This is a genomic window from Acidobacteriota bacterium, from assembly GCA_028875575.1.
Taxonomy (GTDB): Bacteria; Acidobacteriota; Terriglobia; order Versatilivoradales; family Versatilivoraceae; genus Versatilivorator.
Window position 1 is genome coordinate 1 of the sequence record JAPPDF010000028.1, and the last position, 16,756, is coordinate 16,756.

General features: G+C 60.0%; 12 protein-coding genes. 7 read left to right on the top strand and 5 right to left on the bottom strand.

Going from position 1 to position 16,756, the window contains the following annotated elements:
- Positions 1-252 precede the first annotated feature (252 nt).
- The 5 genes from OXI69_03225 to OXI69_03245 all read left to right on the top strand — a co-directional run bounded on the left by OXI69_03225 (position 253) and on the right by OXI69_03245 (position 7,406).
- Positions 253-999: a TlyA family RNA methyltransferase gene (locus OXI69_03225; protein MDE2665143.1), complete on the top strand. Its 747-nt coding sequence runs from the start codon at positions 253-255 to the stop codon at positions 997-999.
- Between the two features lie 54 nt (positions 1,000-1,053).
- Complete coding sequence (guaA, locus tag OXI69_03230; protein MDE2665144.1) at positions 1,054-2,595, top strand: glutamine-hydrolyzing GMP synthase; 1,542 nt, start codon at positions 1,054-1,056, stop codon at positions 2,593-2,595.
- Between the two features lie 87 nt (positions 2,596-2,682).
- Positions 2,683-6,156: a DNA polymerase III subunit alpha gene (locus tag OXI69_03235; GenBank protein ID MDE2665145.1), complete on the top strand. Its 3,474-nt coding sequence runs from the start codon at positions 2,683-2,685 to the stop codon at positions 6,154-6,156.
- A 24-nt stretch (positions 6,157-6,180) separates the two neighbouring features.
- Complete coding sequence (locus OXI69_03240) at positions 6,181-7,167, top strand: acetyl-CoA carboxylase carboxyltransferase subunit alpha (GenBank protein ID MDE2665146.1); 987 nt, start codon at positions 6,181-6,183, stop codon at positions 7,165-7,167.
- Positions 7,164-7,406, top strand: a complete 243-nt coding sequence (locus OXI69_03245) for a hypothetical protein (protein MDE2665147.1) — start codon at positions 7,164-7,166, stop codon at positions 7,404-7,406. Before OXI69_03240 ends, OXI69_03245 begins: the two co-directional genes overlap by 4 nt.
- 32 nt (positions 7,407-7,438) lie before the next feature.
- Here the strand turns inward: OXI69_03245 and OXI69_03250 are convergent, their stop codons facing one another.
- Positions 7,439-10,207: a TIGR03960 family B12-binding radical SAM protein gene (locus OXI69_03250; GenBank protein MDE2665148.1), complete on the bottom strand. Its 2,769-nt coding sequence runs from the start codon at positions 10,205-10,207 to the stop codon at positions 7,439-7,441.
- A 296-nt stretch (positions 10,208-10,503) separates the two neighbouring features.
- Here OXI69_03250 and OXI69_03255 point away from each other — a divergent pair, with 296 nt between their 5' ends.
- The gene (locus tag OXI69_03255; protein ID MDE2665149.1) at positions 10,504-11,796 is read left to right on the top strand and encodes a Gfo/Idh/MocA family oxidoreductase; all 1,293 of its coding nucleotides are present in this window, start codon (positions 10,504-10,506) and stop codon (positions 11,794-11,796) included.
- An 11-nt stretch (positions 11,797-11,807) separates the two neighbouring features.
- Here OXI69_03255 and OXI69_03260 read toward each other — a convergent pair whose 3' ends face one another.
- The 4 genes from OXI69_03260 to OXI69_03275 all read right to left on the bottom strand — a co-directional run bounded on the left by OXI69_03260 (position 11,808) and on the right by OXI69_03275 (position 15,513).
- A complete protein-coding gene (locus OXI69_03260; protein ID MDE2665150.1) occupies positions 11,808-12,311 on the bottom strand; it encodes a MogA/MoaB family molybdenum cofactor biosynthesis protein in 504 nt (167 codons plus the stop codon).
- A 410-nt stretch (positions 12,312-12,721) separates the two neighbouring features.
- Positions 12,722-13,216, bottom strand: a complete 495-nt coding sequence (locus OXI69_03265) for a 3-isopropylmalate dehydratase (GenBank protein ID MDE2665151.1) — start codon at positions 13,214-13,216, stop codon at positions 12,722-12,724.
- A gap of 17 nt (positions 13,217-13,233) precedes the next feature.
- Positions 13,234-14,487 carry a 3-isopropylmalate dehydratase large subunit gene (locus OXI69_03270; protein MDE2665152.1) on the bottom strand — a complete coding sequence of 418 codons (1,254 nt, stop codon included), beginning with the start codon at positions 14,485-14,487 and terminating at the stop codon, positions 13,234-13,236.
- Positions 14,488-14,712: 225 nt separating this feature from the next.
- On the bottom strand, positions 14,713-15,513 hold the full coding sequence (locus tag OXI69_03275; GenBank protein MDE2665153.1) for a prolyl oligopeptidase family serine peptidase: 801 nt from the start codon (positions 15,511-15,513) through the stop codon (positions 14,713-14,715).
- Positions 15,514-15,738: 225 nt separating this feature from the next.
- Between OXI69_03275 and OXI69_03280 the strand changes: the two genes are divergently transcribed.
- Positions 15,739-16,659, top strand: a complete 921-nt coding sequence (locus OXI69_03280; protein MDE2665154.1) for a hypothetical protein — start codon at positions 15,739-15,741, stop codon at positions 16,657-16,659.
- Positions 16,660-16,756: the final 97 nt, after the last annotated feature.

The window sequence follows — 16,756 nt, forward strand, 5'->3', positions numbered from 1 at the left end:
CCGCATTTCTCACCAGGGGGCATGATCATGGCGCAGGAATTTTCCCTTCAGCGCGTGCTCGCGACCGAAGAGCGTAGCGGTTTCTACGGTCGAGGGAGCCTGTGCGCGCTGAAGGGAAAAGGACAAGCCAGGGCATGCCCAGCGCCGTCTGTGATGCGCAAGCCCTTGACATTGAGCCAATCAAGGTGCTGAAGATAATCTACTTCTTGTAATGCCTCCAGCGGCCTGGTGAGAAATGCGGGCTAGCCCAAGATGAAGGAAAGGATTGACAAGCTGCTGCTGGCCCGCGGCCTGGCCCAGAGCCGCCACCAGGCCCAGGCCCTGCTCCTGGCGGGTTCCGTATTGGCTGACGGGCAACGGATCGACAAGCCCGGGACCCGGGTGGATTCGACATCGAGGCTTCGCCTCAAATCCGAGGCCAGGATCTATGTGTCCCGCGGAGGACAGAAGCTGGAGCACGCTTTGCAGCATTTTTCAATCGAGGTCGGGGGAAAGATTTGCCTGGATATCGGGGCCTCCACCGGCGGGTTTACCGATTGCCTGCTCCGGCAGGGGGCCGCCAGGGTCCACGCGGTCGATGTCGGGCACAATCAACTGGACTGGAAGTTGCGAAAAGATGGCCGGGTCCGCTGCCTGGAGGGACTCAATGCCCGCTACCTGAAGCTTGAAGACATAGGAGAGACCACTGACGTGATCACGCTGGACCTGTCCTTCATCTCTCTCTGCCTGGTTCTGCCCGTGCTCGATGTTTTCCAAAAGTCCACAACCCGAACCCTCTGTCTGGTCAAGCCGCAGTTTGAGCTGGGCAAGGGCCAGGTCGAGAAGGGGGGGATTGTCAGAAGCCCTCAAAAGCACCGCCTGGCCGTCGACAAGGTCAGCGCTTGCGCCAGGGACCTGGGATATCGACTCCTGGGATCGATTCCCTCTCCGATCCTGGGGGCCGAAGGGAACCGGGAGTTCTTTCTGGCGTTGGGTTCAATCACACCGGCGACTTATTGAAGCCAGCCATCCGGCTCGCATATAATCCAACCGTCTTCCCCAGGGACCTCCGCAATGCCCCCTTCCCACGATTGCGTTCTCATTCTGGATTTCGGCTCGCAATACACTCAACTCATCGCCCGACGGGTTCGGGAAGCCAACGTCTTCTGCGAAATCGTTCCCTTTGATCTGCCCATTGAGCAGATCCGGCAGCGCCGGCCCCAAGGCATTATCCTGTCCGGTGGGCCGGATTCGGTCTATGGAGACCAGGCTCCCCGTACTGCCGCTGAACTCTGGAAGCTGACCACTCCGGTGCTGGGTATTTGTTACGGATTCCAGCTTCTGGCGTTGGAGTTGGGGGGCCAGGTCGAAGCCGCAGGCAGGCGTGAATATGGCCTGGCGGAATTTAATCTCGAGTCCGAGAGCCCGTTGTTCCAGGGCGTCAAAGCCCAATCCAACGTCTGGATGAGCCACGGAGATCACATCGTCCGGCTCCCCCCGGGATTTCGGCCCACGGGCCTCTCAGCCAACGCCCTGGCCGCGGCCGAGAATCCGGACCGCTCCATCTTCGGTCTGCAGTTTCATCCCGAAGTGGCCCATACCGAAGAGGGCAAACGGATACTGGAGAACTTTCTCTTCGAGATTTGCGGATGCCGGGGGGATTGGACGCCGTCCCAATTCATCCAGGAGTCCGTCGATCGAATTCGGCGGCAAGTAGGCCGGGGAAAAGCGATTTGCGGCCTAAGCGGCGGTGTCGACTCGACGGTGGCTGCTGTTCTGGTGGATCGAGCCATCGGAGAGAATCTGACCTGCATTTTCGTCAATAACGGAGTGCTGCGAAAGAATGAATACGTTCGGTTGCTTTCCCGGATGCAAGACCAGTTGAAGCTCCACGTCCGCGGAGTCGACGCCGGCGATCGATTCCTGGAGCTGTTATCCGGAGTGACCGACCCCGAGCGCAAACGCAAGATCATCGGAAAGGAATTCATCGCCGTCTTCGAGCGCGAAGCCCGCCGACTGGGCCGGGTGGACTTCCTGGTTCAAGGGACCCTGTACCCGGACGTGATCGAATCGGTCTCGGTCAAGGGCCCCTCGGCCACCATCAAGTCCCACCACAACGTCGGCGGCCTGCCTGAGACCATGCAGTTGAAGCTGGTCGAGCCCCTGCGCGATCTGTTCAAGGACGAGGTCCGCAACGTCGGCAGGCAGTTGGGACTGGCCGAGGAAGTGGTCGGGCGGCAACCCTTCCCGGGGCCGGGACTGGCTGTCCGCATCCTGGGCGAAGTGACCCCGGCCCGGGTTACGCTCCTTCAGGAAGCCGATGAAATCGTCGTCAGCGAAGTCAGGCGGGCCGGGCTCTACCAGGACATCTGGCAGGCCTTCGCCGTGCTGTTGCCCGTAAAGAGCGTCGGTGTCATGGGGGATGAACGCTCCTACGAGTACACCTGTGCGGTGCGGGCAGTACACTCCAGGGACGGGATGACCGCCGATTGGGTCAAGCTGCCCTATTCCCTCCTGGAGAGAATCTCGACCCGAATCGTCAACGAAGTGCAAGGAATCAACCGGGTGGTTTACGACATCAGTTCCAAGCCGCCCGCCACCATAGAGTGGGAGTGACCGCCAGTCCATGAATTGCGCCCGTCGATTCGTGGTTCCCGCAATCACCTGACGGGCTTCCATCACCTGTTTCAGCCATAGACGCCAATGAACCCGGAAAACTTCGTTCACCTGCACCTCCACACCGACTACAGCCTGCTGGACGGCGCTTGCTCAGCCGAGCCGCTGATGAAGCGCCTGTCCGAACTCGAGATGCCGGCGGCGGCCATCACCGATCACGGCAACCTGTTCGGCGCCATGAGCTTTCACAAGGCTGCTCACAAGCACGGGATCAAGCCCATCATCGGCTGCGAGGTCTACGTGGCGCGAGGAGCGGCCGGCGAACGCACGGGCGGTGACAAGTCCAACCACCACCTGGTCCTGCTCTGCGAAAACTCCACCGGGTACCGCAACCTGGTCAAGCTGGTGTCACACGGCTTCTTGCAGGGTTTCTACTACAAACCGCGCATCGACAAGGAACTCTTGTCCCGGCACCAGGAGGGGCTGATCTGCCTTTCGGCCTGCCTGAGCGGAGAGGTCTGTTCCAACCTGGCCGAGGGACACTACGACCGAGCCCGTCAGGTCGCCGGTGAATTCCAGGACATTTTCGGAAGGGACCGCTATTTCATCGAGCTTCAGGATCAGGGCCTGGAAGTTGAAAAGCGCATCAACCCCGACCTGGTTCGGCTGGCCAGGGACCTGGACAGTCCCATCGTCGCCACCAACGACTGTCACTACGTCACCCAACAGGACTCCCGTCCCCACGAGGTGCTGCTCTGCATCCAGACCGGCAAGACCATGAGCGACCGCAACCGCATGCGTTTTGCCACCGACCAGTTTTACGTCAAGAGCGCCCGGGAAATGGCGGATCTCTTCCGGGACCACCCGCAAGCCATCCGGCAAACGATTGCCATTGCGGAACGGTGCCAATTTCAGTTCGAAGAAGCCGGCCAGACCTTTCCGCACTTCGAGGTGCCTGGAGAGAAAAGCCTGGACGAGTATTTCGAGCAGGTGTGCTGGGAGGGTTTCGAAGCCCGGACCCCCTATTGGAGATCTCTGCAGGGTCGCGGAGATCTGAAGCTCCCTCTGGAGGCTTACGAAGAGCGGCTCAAGCACGAAATCGGAATCATCAAGGAGATGCGCTACCCGAGCTATTTCCTGATTGTCTGGGACTTCATGCGCTACGCCAGGCACCAGCGGATTCCGGTCGGACCCGGCAGAGGTTCGGCGGCAGGGAGCCTGGCCTCCTACTGCCTGAAGATCACCGACATCGATCCCTTGCAGCACGGATTGCTGTTCGAACGATTCCTCAACCCGGAACGGATCTCCCTGCCTGACATCGACATCGATTTCTGCACCAACCGCCGCCAGGAAGTCATCAACTACGTGACCCGGAAATACGGCCGCGACAACGTTTGTCAGATCGTTACCTTCGGGACCATGGCGGCCAAAGCTGCCGTCAAGGATGTGGGGCGAGGCCTGGACATGCCTTACGCCGAGGTGGACCGCATCGCCAAACTGATTCCGGCGGAAATCGGCATGAAGCTGACCAAGGCGCTGGAGACAACACCGGCCTTGCGCTCGATGATCGCCAAGGACGAGCGGGTACGTGAGCTGTTTGACATTGCCCTGCGACTGGAGGGAATGGCGCGCCACGCTTCCACCCACGCCGCCGGCGTGGTGATCTCCCCGGTGCCCCTGACGGAGATCGTGCCCCTCTACAAGAGCAACAAGGACGAAATAACGACTCAGTACGCCATGGACTACCTGGAGGAGATCGGGTTGCTCAAGATGGACTTTCTGGCCTTGACCACCCTGACCGTCCTCGACCAGGCGGTCAAGCTCATCCAGCAGACCACCGAAGAAGAAGTCGAGTTGGCAACCTTGCCGGTAAACGACGGCAAGACCTACGAGATGTTCTCCAAGGGCTTGTCCAACGGCATTTTTCAGTTTGAAAGCGCTGGCATGAAGGACATCCTGCGGCGCTTCAAGCCGGAAAAGCTGGAAGACCTTACCGCTCTCAACGCTCTCTACCGCCCCGGACCTCTCGGAGGCGGAATGATCGACGACTTCATCAAGAGGAAGCACGGCCGGAAGAAGGTGGCCTACGACTTGCCCGAGCTGAGAGAGATTCTCGAGGAAACCCTGGGGGTCATCCTCTACCAGGAACAGGTGCAACAGATCGCCAACAAGCTGGCGGGCTATTCACTGGCGGAAGGAGATCTGTTGCGGCGTGCCATGGGAAAGAAAAAGCAGGCAGAGATGGAAGCCCAGCGTGAGAAATTCATTGCCGGCGCCAAAGACCGGGGATTCGATGCACGCAAGACGGCGCGCATATTCGACCTGATGGTGAAGTTCGCCGGCTACGGGTTCAACAAGGCCCACTCCGCCGCCTATGCGATTCTGGCCTACCAGACCGGCTACCTGAAGGCCAACTATCCCGTCTGCTTCATGTCGGCGCTGCTGACCAGCGAAATCAACAACAGCGACAAGATCGTGAAGTACATCAACGAGTGCCGGGACCTGGGCATCAAGATCCTTCCTCCCGACGTCAATGTGAGCGACCTTCACTTCACTCCATCCGGGCCGGAGATCCGGTTCGGCCTGGCGGCCATCAAGAACGTGGGGACCAATGCCATCGTCTCCATACTAGAGGCCAGAAAGCGGGTTTCCCGGTTCGGGTCCCTTTTTGAATTCTGCGAGGAGATCGACCTGAGGGTGCTGAACAAGCGGGTCATCGAGAGCTTGATCAAGTCTGGCGCCCTGGATTCCCTGGGAGGGCACCGGTCCCAGTTGCTGGCCTCGCTCGATCGCGCCATCGACTCGGCCCAGCGGATCCAGCGGGACCGGGAATCGGGCCAGCGGGGACTCTTCGCCGGCTTCAACGGCGCTCCCTCAAGCGACGACCAATCGCTCCAGCTCGCCCGGGAACTGCCCGACACCCCGGAGTGGCCGCAGGCGCGGATCCTTTCCAGCGAAAAAGAAGCCCTGGGGTTCTATATCACGGGACACCCGCTGGAAAAGTTCGTGGATCAGATCGAATCGGTTACTTCCACCAAACTCGAGGACATCAACGAACTGGAAAGCAGTCAGGAAGTTCATGTCGGGGCCATGATCAGCTCCCTGAGGCTGCTGAGGACACGGAAGGGCGATCGGATGGCTACTCTATCCCTGGAGGACCTCAGCGGCTCGGTCGACGCCGTGGTGTTTCCGGACCTCTTCAAACGCTGCGAGTCGCTGATGGAATCGGAGGCGGCCGTTCTGGTCCGGGGCGTCCTTGAGTTGGAAGACTCCGGAAATCGCAAGGTAATCGTCCGAGAGATCCAGCCGATCATTGGTCCGCAGGTGGCCTCGCCGGTAACCATTTACGTCAAGCTGGAGGCCATGGCCCAGGATCTGCCCCTGAAGTTGCGCTCAATCATGGAGGAAAACCCGGGCGACAGCCGGGTTACCTTTCAACTTGAACACCCTCAATCCTATCTGATAACCTTGCAATCAAGGCACTTAGGTCGGGTGAGGGCCGACGGGCGGTTCGTCCGGCAGGTAGAGACCCTTTGCGGGACGGGTTCGGTTCGCCGCTAATTTTCGGTGCAACCGGAGTCCACCATGGCCAAAGACACCGCAAATCAGCGCCACGAGGTCGAGCACCTCCAGCAGCAGATCCAGGAACTCTCTCGCCAGCCTTCATCCGACGGCACCGCCAAAGACCTGGAGGCGCTTCGCCGGCGCCTTGATGGCATGCGTCGGGATTCCTCGACGGAATTGACCTCGTGGCACCGCGTCCAACTCTCCCGCCACCCCCGGCGCCCCCACGTCCAGGACTACATCGAACTTATTTTCAGCGATTTTTCACCGCTGCACGGGGATCGACGCTTTGCCGACGACCCCGCCATGATCGGCGGCATGGCCCGCTTCCATGGGGAACCCTGCATGATTCTCGGGACCCAGAAGGGGCGGGATACGGAGCAGAAGCTGTTTCGCAACTTCGGAATGCCCAAGCCGGAGGGCTACCGCAAGGCGTTGCGCCTGATGCAGCTGGCTCAAAAGTTCGACCGCCCCATTTTCATCTTCATCGACACGGCGGGAGCTTACCCCGGCATCGGAGCGGAGGAGCGGGGACAGGCCGAAGCCATCGCTCAGAATCTGCGGGAGATGGCCCGTCTGACCGTGCCGGTTCTGGTCACCATTACCGGGGAGGGCGGCAGCGGGGGAGCCCTGGGAATCGGGATCGGGGACCGCGTCTACATGCTGGAGCACGCCTACTACTCGGTGATCTCCCCGGAAGGGTGCGCCGCCATTCTCTGGAAGGACCAGTCGCAGGTTGAAGAAGCCGCCAACGCATTGAAAATCACCTCGAGCCATCTGCAGCGCCTGGGTATTGTGGACGAGGTGATCCCCGAGCCCGAGGGCGGAGCCCACAACGACCCCGAACAGACTGCCGCTTCGGTGGATCGACAGTTGAAAGAGGGCCTGAAGGCGTTGAAGGCGCTCTCCGCCGAGCAACTGGTGCTTCAGCGAAGCCGTCGCTTCCGCGTGCTGGGAGACGTTTCCCTCGCTTCCGACCCACCGACCGACTCCGTTGACCGATCATGAAAGCCGGCGTCAAGAAACTGCGCAGTTGTGCTTTTTCCAGGGAGAGAGCTCCCAAGGAATTCTTCCGTACCCGAACCCAGTACAACCGCAGGCTGGTGTGCGACCACCCGGAGATGAAAGCGAACTGGCGCGAGTCAACCTGCGTGGATTGCACCAGCTACCGAAACCGCAATCAGGATGATGCCCCGTCGGCGCACTCCGCCGGGGGATCGCACTCCGCCGATGGACAGGCTTCCTGACCCGCCTTCAAACATCAGTTTTGCAGGTTGATTCAGGGGTGAGCGTTGGGGGAGGCCACCTTCGCCGCGCCAGCGGAGCTTTCAAAAGACAGGGACTCCTTCGAGAATCTGAACCGGCTCAAGAGAGTCTCAGGGCAACCCAGCACTTCTCCCAGAAGATTCTTGGCCTTCATCATGGAGCCCGTTTCGGGATTGAGGGAGAGCGTGAAGATCAGCTCAAGCGGCTCTTCGCAAATCACCCTCAGATCGGCAATTCTCTCGTGCTCGGGAGTATTGCAGTAGAAGGCGTTGCCGCGATCACGATCGGCCAGATGGCTGATCAGATCATAGACTCGACCGGTGAGTTCGGCGACCTCGTCTGGGGCTGACAATGTGGCTCCATCGGGGAGCCAGGCCCGATAGCTGACCTGCAGGGGTTGGGTCATCCTTATTTTCTTGCCCTCCTCCACTGCCTCGACGGTTTGAACCTCGAGACCCTCTATCAGGCAGTCATTGAGTTGAGCCGCCAGCGATTCGGACAATTCCCCGAAAGCTTCAAACCGCAGATATTCCGAGCGGCTGGACATCCCCAGAGGAATGGCCGGCGAGGCCGTGAATTTCGGTCGAGGGTTGAACCCTTCGGTGAACTTCAAGCGCACGTCGCTGCGAATCAAGGCGCGCTCCAGCAGCTTGAGGACGTTGAGATGCGACAGCAACCGTGCAGGACCCTCCTTCCGATAATGAACCAGGTAGGACCGGGAGGGCAGTTTTTCCGCGGAAGGAGCCAGCGCCGCTACAGTCGATGGTTGGTCAGTCTCCCTGGTCTCAGGAGCTTTTGAATCCGCAGGAAGGGTGATCTGGACCAGCGGCCCCTCTGCCTGGACATCCTGATCGGGGACCGGGTTTGAGCTTGCCGGGTTTCCGCCGGGCCCGCCAATCCCATCTGTCCGGGGCCAATGAACATCCACCGGCTGCTCCTCTTCCGCGGGAATTCCGGCCAGCTTGATATCCTCGTAGTTTCCCGGGATGCCGCATCCCCGACAGTCTCCCCACTTGCAGTCGTAGGTCTGAATCTTGCGATAGGATCGCTCCCGCTCCGTCAACAGGAACCGCTTGGAGACTCCGATATCGATAAAATCCCAGGGCAGCACTTCATTCAAAGCGAAATCGCGGTTATAGAAGTGGGGGTCGACCCCGCTCTGCTCGAAAGCCTTCATCCAAAGCTGATAGTTGAAGGTTTCGTCCCAACCGTCGAAACGGCAACCCAGCCGGTAGGCCTGTATCAGGGCTTTTCCCACCCTTCGGTCTCCCCGGGAGAGGACACCTTCGATGAAACACTCGGCCGGGTCATGCCACTTGAGTCGGGCGAAAGGAAACCGCACCTTGGCTTTCAGGTAATCCAGGCGCTGGGTGGTCACCTTCAGGTCTTCAAAGCGATCCCATTGAAACGGCGTGAATGCCTTGGGAACAAAGGTGCCGATGCTGGCATTCACCTTGCGCGGTCCCTTGAACCGCTTTCCGATCCCGCCGATCTGGCGAATCAGATCCACCGTCTCGCGGATATCGGCGTCGGTCTCGCTGGGCAAACCGATCATGAAGTAGAGCTTGATCAGGTTCCAGCCTTGCCTGTAGGCCGTCTCGATGGCCTGGAACAGCTCCTCGTTGCTGATGTTCTTGTTCACAAACTGTCTTAATCGAACACTCCCGGCTTCGGGGGCAAAGGTGAACCCGTTCTTTCTGACTTCTCCGACGTTCTCGGCCAGCGAAACGGAAAAGGCATCGGCTCTCAGGGAGGGCAGCGAAATGGAGACCTTGTCCCGGGAGAGCGTCCGAGACATTTCCCGCGTCAGGCATTCCACCTGGCTGTAGTCGGCCGTCGAAAGGGAGAGCAGTCCCACCTCGCGGTTCCCGGTGTTTTTCAGCATCTCCGAAGTCAGCCGCATGACGTCGTTGACTTCCAGTTCCCGGGTAGGGCGGTACCAGTAGCCCGCCTGGCAAAAACGGCACCCTTGGGTACACCCCCGCATGACCTCGACGCTCACGCGATCCTGAATGGCATCGATCACCGGCACCACCGGCTTGGTCGGGTAGAAGTCGGGTGACAATGCCTCCACCCAGCGTCTCTTCACCAGGGTGCGGGGTTTTGCCGGGTTCGGCTCCACCGTCCAGGGGGCTTCGGGTTGATGCACTTGAGGCACATAGACGCCTCGCAGTGCCGCCAGTTGCTCCAGGATCTGCCAGCGCCGGAGCCCATTCCGCCTGGCCTCCCGGCAGAGATCCACCAGCTCGAGGACAACCTCTTCCCCGTCTCCGATAACGAAGAAGTCCACCAGGTCCGCCAGCGGTTCCGGGTTGGAGGTACAGGGTCCGCCGGCACAGATCAACGGGTCCCCCTCGCCCCTGTCTTCCGAACGCAGGGGCACTCCCGCCAGATCCAGCATGTAGGGGACATTGATGTAGGTCAGCTCGGACTGGAGAGAAAACCCCACCAGGTCGAACCGGTCGATCGGCGTCTTGGTTTCGAGACTCAACAACGGCAATCCTTCGGCTTGCATCAAGTCGGCCATATCGACCCAGGGTGCAAAGACCCGCTCGGCGTAGACATCCTCGATACCGTTCAGCAGGTGGTACAACATCCGCAGGCCGTTGTGAGACATTCCGATTTCATACACGTCCGGAAAGGCAAGGGCGAAACGGATCTGAACCGACTCCGGATCCTTGCGAACCATGTTGGGCTCACCGCCGATATAGCGGCCCGGTTTGGAGGCTCGCTCCAGGATGGAGAAGTACTGCTCCTCGAAGGTAGTCGATGCGATTGCCATTGCAACTCCCCGTCAGGACGCGGAAGGTCTCGCGGCCATTATACGCCAAACCCTACCGATTGGCTTCGGGCGGTCCGGGAAAACCCCTTTTCTCCCGGCGCCCGACTAGCCGGCGGTCCCAGTCGGACAGGTCCAAAAGTGATGTTTATCGAAATGCAGGATTGCTACAATGTTGCCAACATCCGCACCATCATTTCTGGAGCCTTTTGTAAAATTCGTCGTGCAGCACTGGGGACGTCCCCAATTCACGTCCCCTACCTGTGGAATTTTGCAAAAGGCTCTCCGGAGAAAACCCCATGAACGCAATCAATCGGCGCACCTTTCTGATGACGTCTCTGGCGGCGGCCGGCTCGGGCCTGGCCCAGGCCTCGGGTCCCCTGGGGGCCAACAGCCGAATTCGGGTGGCGGTGGTGGGCCTGCGCGGCCGCGGCGCAGGGCACATCCGGGATTTCGCCCAACTGCGGAGCCACAACCTGGAGGTGGCGGCCCTGTGTGACGTGGACGAAAACATCTTGAACCATCGAGTGGCCGAAGCGGAAAAGCTGACCGGCAAAAAACCCCAATCCTTCGTGGATGTGCGTCGACTCCTGGATGAGAAGGAGATCGACGTGGTTTCATTTGCAACTCCCAACCACTGGCACGCCCTGAATACCATCTGGGCCTGTCAGGCGGGCAAGGATGTCTATGTGGAAAAGCCCAGCTCTCACGGTATTTGGGAGGGGCGAAAGATGGTGGAGGCGGCTCGCAAGTACGGCCGTATCGTTCAGGTCGGCTTTCAGAATCGCAGCAGCCCGGCGCTCCAGGAAGTCATGGAGAAGATCCGCCAAGGTTTGATCGGAGAGGTCTACATGGCGCGAGGGCTCTGTTACAAGTGGCGGAAGAGCATCGGGAGGGCCAAAGTGGAGCCCGTTCCGCCGGGCGTCCATTACGATTTATGGATCGGGCCGGCCCCAAGTCGTCCCTTCACTCGTAACCGCTTTCACTACGAGTGGCACTGGCAGTGGGAATACGGCAACGGAGATATCGGAAACCAGGGCCCCCACCAAATGGACCTGGCCCGCTGGGGTCTGGGCGTGGGGCTTCCGCGAAAGGTGCAGTGCATGGGGGGGCACTTTCTCTTTGACGACGACCAGGAAACTCCCAACGTCCAGATGGCCAGCTTCGAATACCCCGACCAGAAGAAGTTGTTGACATTCGAAGTCCGGCACTGGATCACCAACTCGGAAGGCGACAGCCAGGTCGGGGCCTTTATCTACGGCTCCGAGGGGTATGTCGAGATATCCAAATACCATGCCTATCGGACCTTCCTGGGAAGAAAACGCGAACCTGGACCGGCCCGGGAGGAGGTTGGCAACCACTATGTGAATTTCATTGAAGCGGTGAGATCCCGCAAGCCCCAACATCTGAACTCCGAGATCGAGGAAGGGCACATCTCGTCGTCACTGGCGCACCTGGCCAACATCGCCTATCGCACCGGCCGAACCTTGAATTTCGATCCCCAACAGGAGCGATTCGCCGACGACCGGGAAGCCAATCAATTTCTAAAACGTTCCTATCGTCCGCCATACGTCGTGCCGGACAAGGTCTGAGCCTGGGGCGACTAGCCGCCGCAGCGGACCGTGTTCCCGGAGATGACCTCCAGCGCATGGGGCAGCACGGCCTGCAAGGCGTCCAGGGACTCCCGAACCCCCTTGACGCTTCCGGGCAGGTTGACGATGAGAGTCCTGCCGCGCACGCCGACCAGGGCGCGAGAGAGAGCCGCCCTGGGAGTCTTCCTGATCCCCTCCGACCGCATCAACTGGGCCAGCCCGGGAACTTCCCTCTCGATGACGCAGGCCGTGGCTTCGGGAGTGACGTCTCTTGGGGCCAGGCCGGTCCCACCGGTGGTCACCACCAGTTCGGCCTTGTGAACCTCGCAGCCCTTCAACAGGCACTCCCTGATGCTCTCCAACTCGTCCGGGACCACGGCACGGTCCAGAACCTCGCACCCCAGCGCCTGCAGGGCCTCGCAGGCAGCCGGACCGGAAAGGTCCTCACGCTCCCCGCGCGATGTGGAGTCGCTGACCGTCACTACCAGCGCCCTCGGTTTGGCTAGAGGTTTCATTTTCCAGTGGCTCCCTTCAAGGCAACCTTATTTGAAACAAAAGAAAAAAGAGTTATCCACGAAGACACACGAAGGACCACAAAGGGCCACTAAGCGAGACGGCTCTGCGTCAACGGCGCGCACAGCCACTAAGGATTATTAACATCGATGCACAGGATATACAGGATATGGTCTTGGGAGTCCGGTGTCCTGTAATCCTGGGCATCCGCAATCCCGGACCGGTTCATCACCCGAGCTGGATTCTGGTGCAAGAAGCTCTCGTCCTGTTAATCCTGTGCATCCTGTGCATCGATGTTCAATAATCTTGTTCCCGACAGGCCATGAACTTCTCTTGTTTCACTCTCTTATGATCCGCCCCGTCGTCGGGGGCCGGACTGTTCTGAGTAACTGGTGTTCCAAAACTGCCAGGCTTAGAACTTTTCCAGGTCGGCGAGTGCGGAGAGGCCATTTTTCTTGAGAAAGTTGATGATGCCGCCTTCCTGATGGAGCCGGAGCATCATGCCGGGAATTTCAATCGGTATGGTCTGATCCTTGCTTGCGTTGCGGAGCAGCTGCGCCTGTATGTTCAACTGCAGACGGTCGCTTTCCTCGATGGAGTCGGTTTCGGCGATCACACACAGAAGCCCCAGGTTGATGGCGTTGCGAAAGAAGATTCGGGCGAAGGACTTGGCGATGACGGCTCGCAGGTGGGAGTGCTTGAGCGCCACCGCCGCCGTCTCGCGCGAGCTGCCGCAGCCGAAGTTGTGACCGGCCACCACGTAGTCGCCTGGTTGAACTTGCTGTCGGAATTCCGGACGATACTCGATAAAGCAGGCCTTGGCCAACTCCTTGGGGTCGGTTGTGATGTTGTAACGGCCGGGAGTAATCAGGTCCGTATTGATGTTGTCCCCGAATTTCCAATTCATCGAATCGCAATCCCAGTTCAGGCAACGTACCTTCTTGGGTCGGTAATGATGCCCGTCAGGGCCGTCGCCGCGGCGGTCGCGGGACTGGCCAGGAAAATCTTGGCCGTGGGGCTGCCCATTCGTCCCTCGAAGTTGCGGTTGCTGGTGGAAACGCACACCTCGTTGTCGTAGAGCACGCCACCCGACCGGCCCAGGCAGGGCCCGCAACCGGGACTGGAGACCACCGCCCCGAAGTTGACGAACTCTTCAACGTACCCTCGCTGGAGCGCCTGCAGGTAGACCCGGCGCGAGGCAGGGGTAACAATCGCTCGCAATCCCTCTTTCACCCGCTTCCCCTTCCACATTCGGTGAACGACCTCCAGGTCCTCGATGCGGCAATTGGTACAGGATCCGATAAAAACCTGATCCACCGCAACCTTCTCGCTTTCGACCTGTTCCACCGGCACATCGTTGTCGATATCCGGGGGGCGCGCAATCATCGGTTTCAGGTCCGAAACATCGAAGCGAAGCTCCCGTTCGAAGGAAGCCCCGGGATCACTGCGCAGAGGTTCGAAGGCCACCAGTCGATCATTTTCCTCAAGATAGGCCCGGGTCTGGTCGTCGGGGGCAACCACGGCTGCCTTGGCCCCCATTTCGGCGCTCATATTGGTCAGCGTCAACCGGGCCGGGACGTTGAAGCCTTCCACCGTGGGTCCCGCGTATTCGATAACCCGATAGTTGGCCCCGTCAGGCCCCATCTCCTTGGCCACCGCCAGCACCACGTCCTTGGAATAGCAACCCCTTGGCAGTTCACCATTGACAGTGACCCGGATCGTCTGGGGAACCCGAAACCAGCTCTTGCCCGTGGCCATGGCGATGGCGGCGTCAGTAGAACCCACGCCGATGGTGAGGGCCCCCAGCCCGCCGCCGGTGGGGCTGTGGGAGTCTGCGCCCAGGATGAGGTTGCCCGGATTGATCAGGCGCTCCGACATGACCTGGTGGCACACCCCGTCATAGACCACCGGAATACCCTGCTCATCGGCAAACTTTCTGATCTGGCTCTGTAACTTGGACATGGCCACGCTGGGGCTCGGAAAGGCGTGGTCAAAGGGGATGAAGATCTTTTTAGGATCGAAAACCCGCTCGGCGATCTGGTAAAAGGGCTCCAGGGCCCAGGCGCAGGTGGTGTCATGGGCCATAACCAGGTCCAGGTCCGCCAGGATGAAATCCCCGGCTCGCACTGCTCTACCACAGTGGTTGGAGAATATCTTTTCCGCCAGTGTCTGAGCCATCTGCGTCCTGGTGCCAACCGAAGGGGGTGGAACGACTCCTGGAGGGCCAATTGCACCATTCCGGTCCTGAATAAACGGGGCCATTATAGGGAAAGGATCGGGATGAAGGCAAACGGACCACGCGGCTGTCAGGTTCAGGCCTTGCCATGGCTTCCGCCCGGCCTGGGCACGCGGTGGCGCAGGTAGTCCGCATTGACGAACTACCCCCTCAATGGGAAATGCCGGCTACGGCCCGACCGACCGGTGCGACAGGAGCCAGGAGAAAAAATCGGGTTCGGCGTAGGCTCGCTCCCAGGAATCGTGGCCGACTCCCGCATATTCGCTGAAGCGCACCGGCTTCCCCAATGCCCGTATCGCCCCGGCCATTCTCCTGGATTCCGAGACCGGCACCCTCGGGTCATCGGTTCCATGAAATATCCAGACCGGAGTGGGGGCGATTCTGACGGCCATGCTGCGGTAGGGATCGGGAGAGAATTTCACCGGCGGATGATCCTCAGGGACCTTGACTCCCGGGGGAGGCACCACGCCGCCGCAGATCGGAGCCAGCGCGGCGAACGTTCCCGGATGCTTGGCCGCCAGACTCCAGGTGCCGTACCCTCCCATGGAAATTCCGGTCAGGAATATTCTGGTGGGATCACCGCCAAAGTCCCGAACCGACGCCTCCAAAGCTGCCAGCGCCAACCTCTCCATCCGGATGTGGGTCCACCACATTCCCCGGCGGCATTGCGGTAGAACAACGATCGCTGGAACCCTCTCGGGATTCCGCCGAATGGCGGGGCCGATACCGACCACTGTCTGGCGCCAACCGTCATCTCCCCGCTCGCCGTTGCCGTGGAGAAAAAGCACCACGGGCCAACTTTTCCGCGGGTGCCATCCGGCCGGAAGGAAAACCTGATAGCGGTAGGCGTCCCGGCCGAGAGTGAGGGTCCGTTGCTGGAACGTCCCTTGACTCGGGGGCAAGGACGACTGACCGGATACGAGTAGCAAGGCACCGGCCGTACCGGCTGCGAACATGAGGGCTTTCATCAGAAACAGCTCCCTGAACCGCCGACATTTTAGGAATAGAAGTCCGATTTCATCAAGTCGCCTTCCTTGAAGGACAATCGGTCCCAACCATGAAGCAACTCGCCGGCGGATGACGCCATCTTTTCATGGGAATTCAGGCTGAACATTGCTAAGCTACCGGTTTAAAAAGCGCAAGGATAGTCAGCCGATCTCCAGCAGGTTTGAGTGAGAAAGGAGAGAACAACCATGAACAGTTTTACGGACGGCAAGCCCCTCGACCAACCCAAGCCGAAGCAGCCGGCCATGACCGGCATGTCGGGTCGGTCCACGCCTCGCTGGGGATTGTTCGGCTTCATCATTCTGCTGGGATTGCAGATCTTTCTGATCTACCAGGTTCTGGGCAACAAGGATCAGATCCTCGAATCCCAGGACCAGGTGGCCGCCCTGGAAGATGAGATGATGGAGGCGGTTGACGAGCAGGAAGAGCAGGACCAGAAATTCGAACAGAGTCTGGGCGCCTTGACGGCCGACTTCACGGTCGTGCAGGAACGGCTGGGCGTGACCCAGAAGGAATTGAACCGGGCCCGGGCCGCGGCCCGCCGGCTCAGGGAGGAACAGGAGCGGTCGGTCCAGCAGCTCAACACGGAAATTGCCCGAAAAGCCGATTCCCGGCAGCTTTCCGAGCTCAAGAGTACCGCCGACAGTCGCTTTGGAGCCGTCAATGCCGACGTTACCAAGGTCAAAACCGACGTGGAGGCCACACGCAAGGCATTGGAGGGGGCCCGCCGCGAGATCGTTGACGTTCGGGCCACCTTGACCCAGCAGATCGCCAGGAACAAGGATGAGCTCAAGCAATTGCGTCTCAAGGGCGAGCGGAACTTCTACGAGTTCGACATTCAGAAGAAAAAGGGTTTCGCCTTGGTCGGAGATATTCGTATCGGGGTGACCAAGACCAATCGCAGAAGGCAACGCTACAATGTCCGTATCGTGGTAGACGACAACACCCTGGAGAAGAAGCGGCGCACCATCAACGAGCCGGTGCAATTTCTGGTGGGCCCCACCAAGTTGCGCTACGAGCTGGTCGTCAACGAGGTCCGAAGGAATCGCATCATCGGTTACTTGAGCGTCCCCAAGGACAAGGGCCTTTCTGCCGAACGGAAGTTGTAATCCGGGCTTGTTTCCCCTGATCCTCCAATGACGGGTTCCGGCGGCGCCGCCGGAACCCGCACCTCGTTCCCAACGCCATCGGTCTCCCAGGATGCTT

What these genes read in the sequence shown, in the direction of transcription:
- OXI69_03225 (MDE2665143.1), top strand. Translation starts at nt 253, where the DNA reads ATGAAGGAAAGGATTGACAAGCTGCTGCTGGCCCGCGGCCTGGCCCAG.
- guaA (MDE2665144.1), top strand. Translation starts at nt 1,054, where the DNA reads ATGCCCCCTTCCCACGATTGCGTTCTCATTCTGGATTTCGGCTCGCAA.
- OXI69_03235 (MDE2665145.1), top strand. Translation starts at nt 2,683, where the DNA reads ATGAACCCGGAAAACTTCGTTCACCTGCACCTCCACACCGACTACAGC.
- OXI69_03240 (MDE2665146.1), top strand. Translation starts at nt 6,181, where the DNA reads ATGGCCAAAGACACCGCAAATCAGCGCCACGAGGTCGAGCACCTCCAG.
- OXI69_03245 (MDE2665147.1), top strand. Translation starts at nt 7,164, where the DNA reads ATGAAAGCCGGCGTCAAGAAACTGCGCAGTTGTGCTTTTTCCAGGGAG.
- OXI69_03250 (MDE2665148.1), bottom strand. Translation starts at nt 10,207, where the DNA reads ATGGCAATCGCATCGACTACCTTCGAGGAGCAGTACTTCTCCATCCTG.
- OXI69_03255 (MDE2665149.1), top strand. Translation starts at nt 10,504, where the DNA reads ATGAACGCAATCAATCGGCGCACCTTTCTGATGACGTCTCTGGCGGCG.
- OXI69_03260 (MDE2665150.1), bottom strand. Translation starts at nt 12,311, where the DNA reads ATGAAACCTCTAGCCAAACCGAGGGCGCTGGTAGTGACGGTCAGCGAC.
- OXI69_03265 (MDE2665151.1), bottom strand. Translation starts at nt 13,216, where the DNA reads ATGAATTGGAAATTCGGGGACAACATCAATACGGACCTGATTACTCCC.
- OXI69_03270 (MDE2665152.1), bottom strand. Translation starts at nt 14,487, where the DNA reads ATGGCTCAGACACTGGCGGAAAAGATATTCTCCAACCACTGTGGTAGA.
- OXI69_03275 (MDE2665153.1), bottom strand. Translation starts at nt 15,513, where the DNA reads ATGAAAGCCCTCATGTTCGCAGCCGGTACGGCCGGTGCCTTGCTACTC.
- OXI69_03280 (MDE2665154.1), top strand. Translation starts at nt 15,739, where the DNA reads ATGAACAGTTTTACGGACGGCAAGCCCCTCGACCAACCCAAGCCGAAG.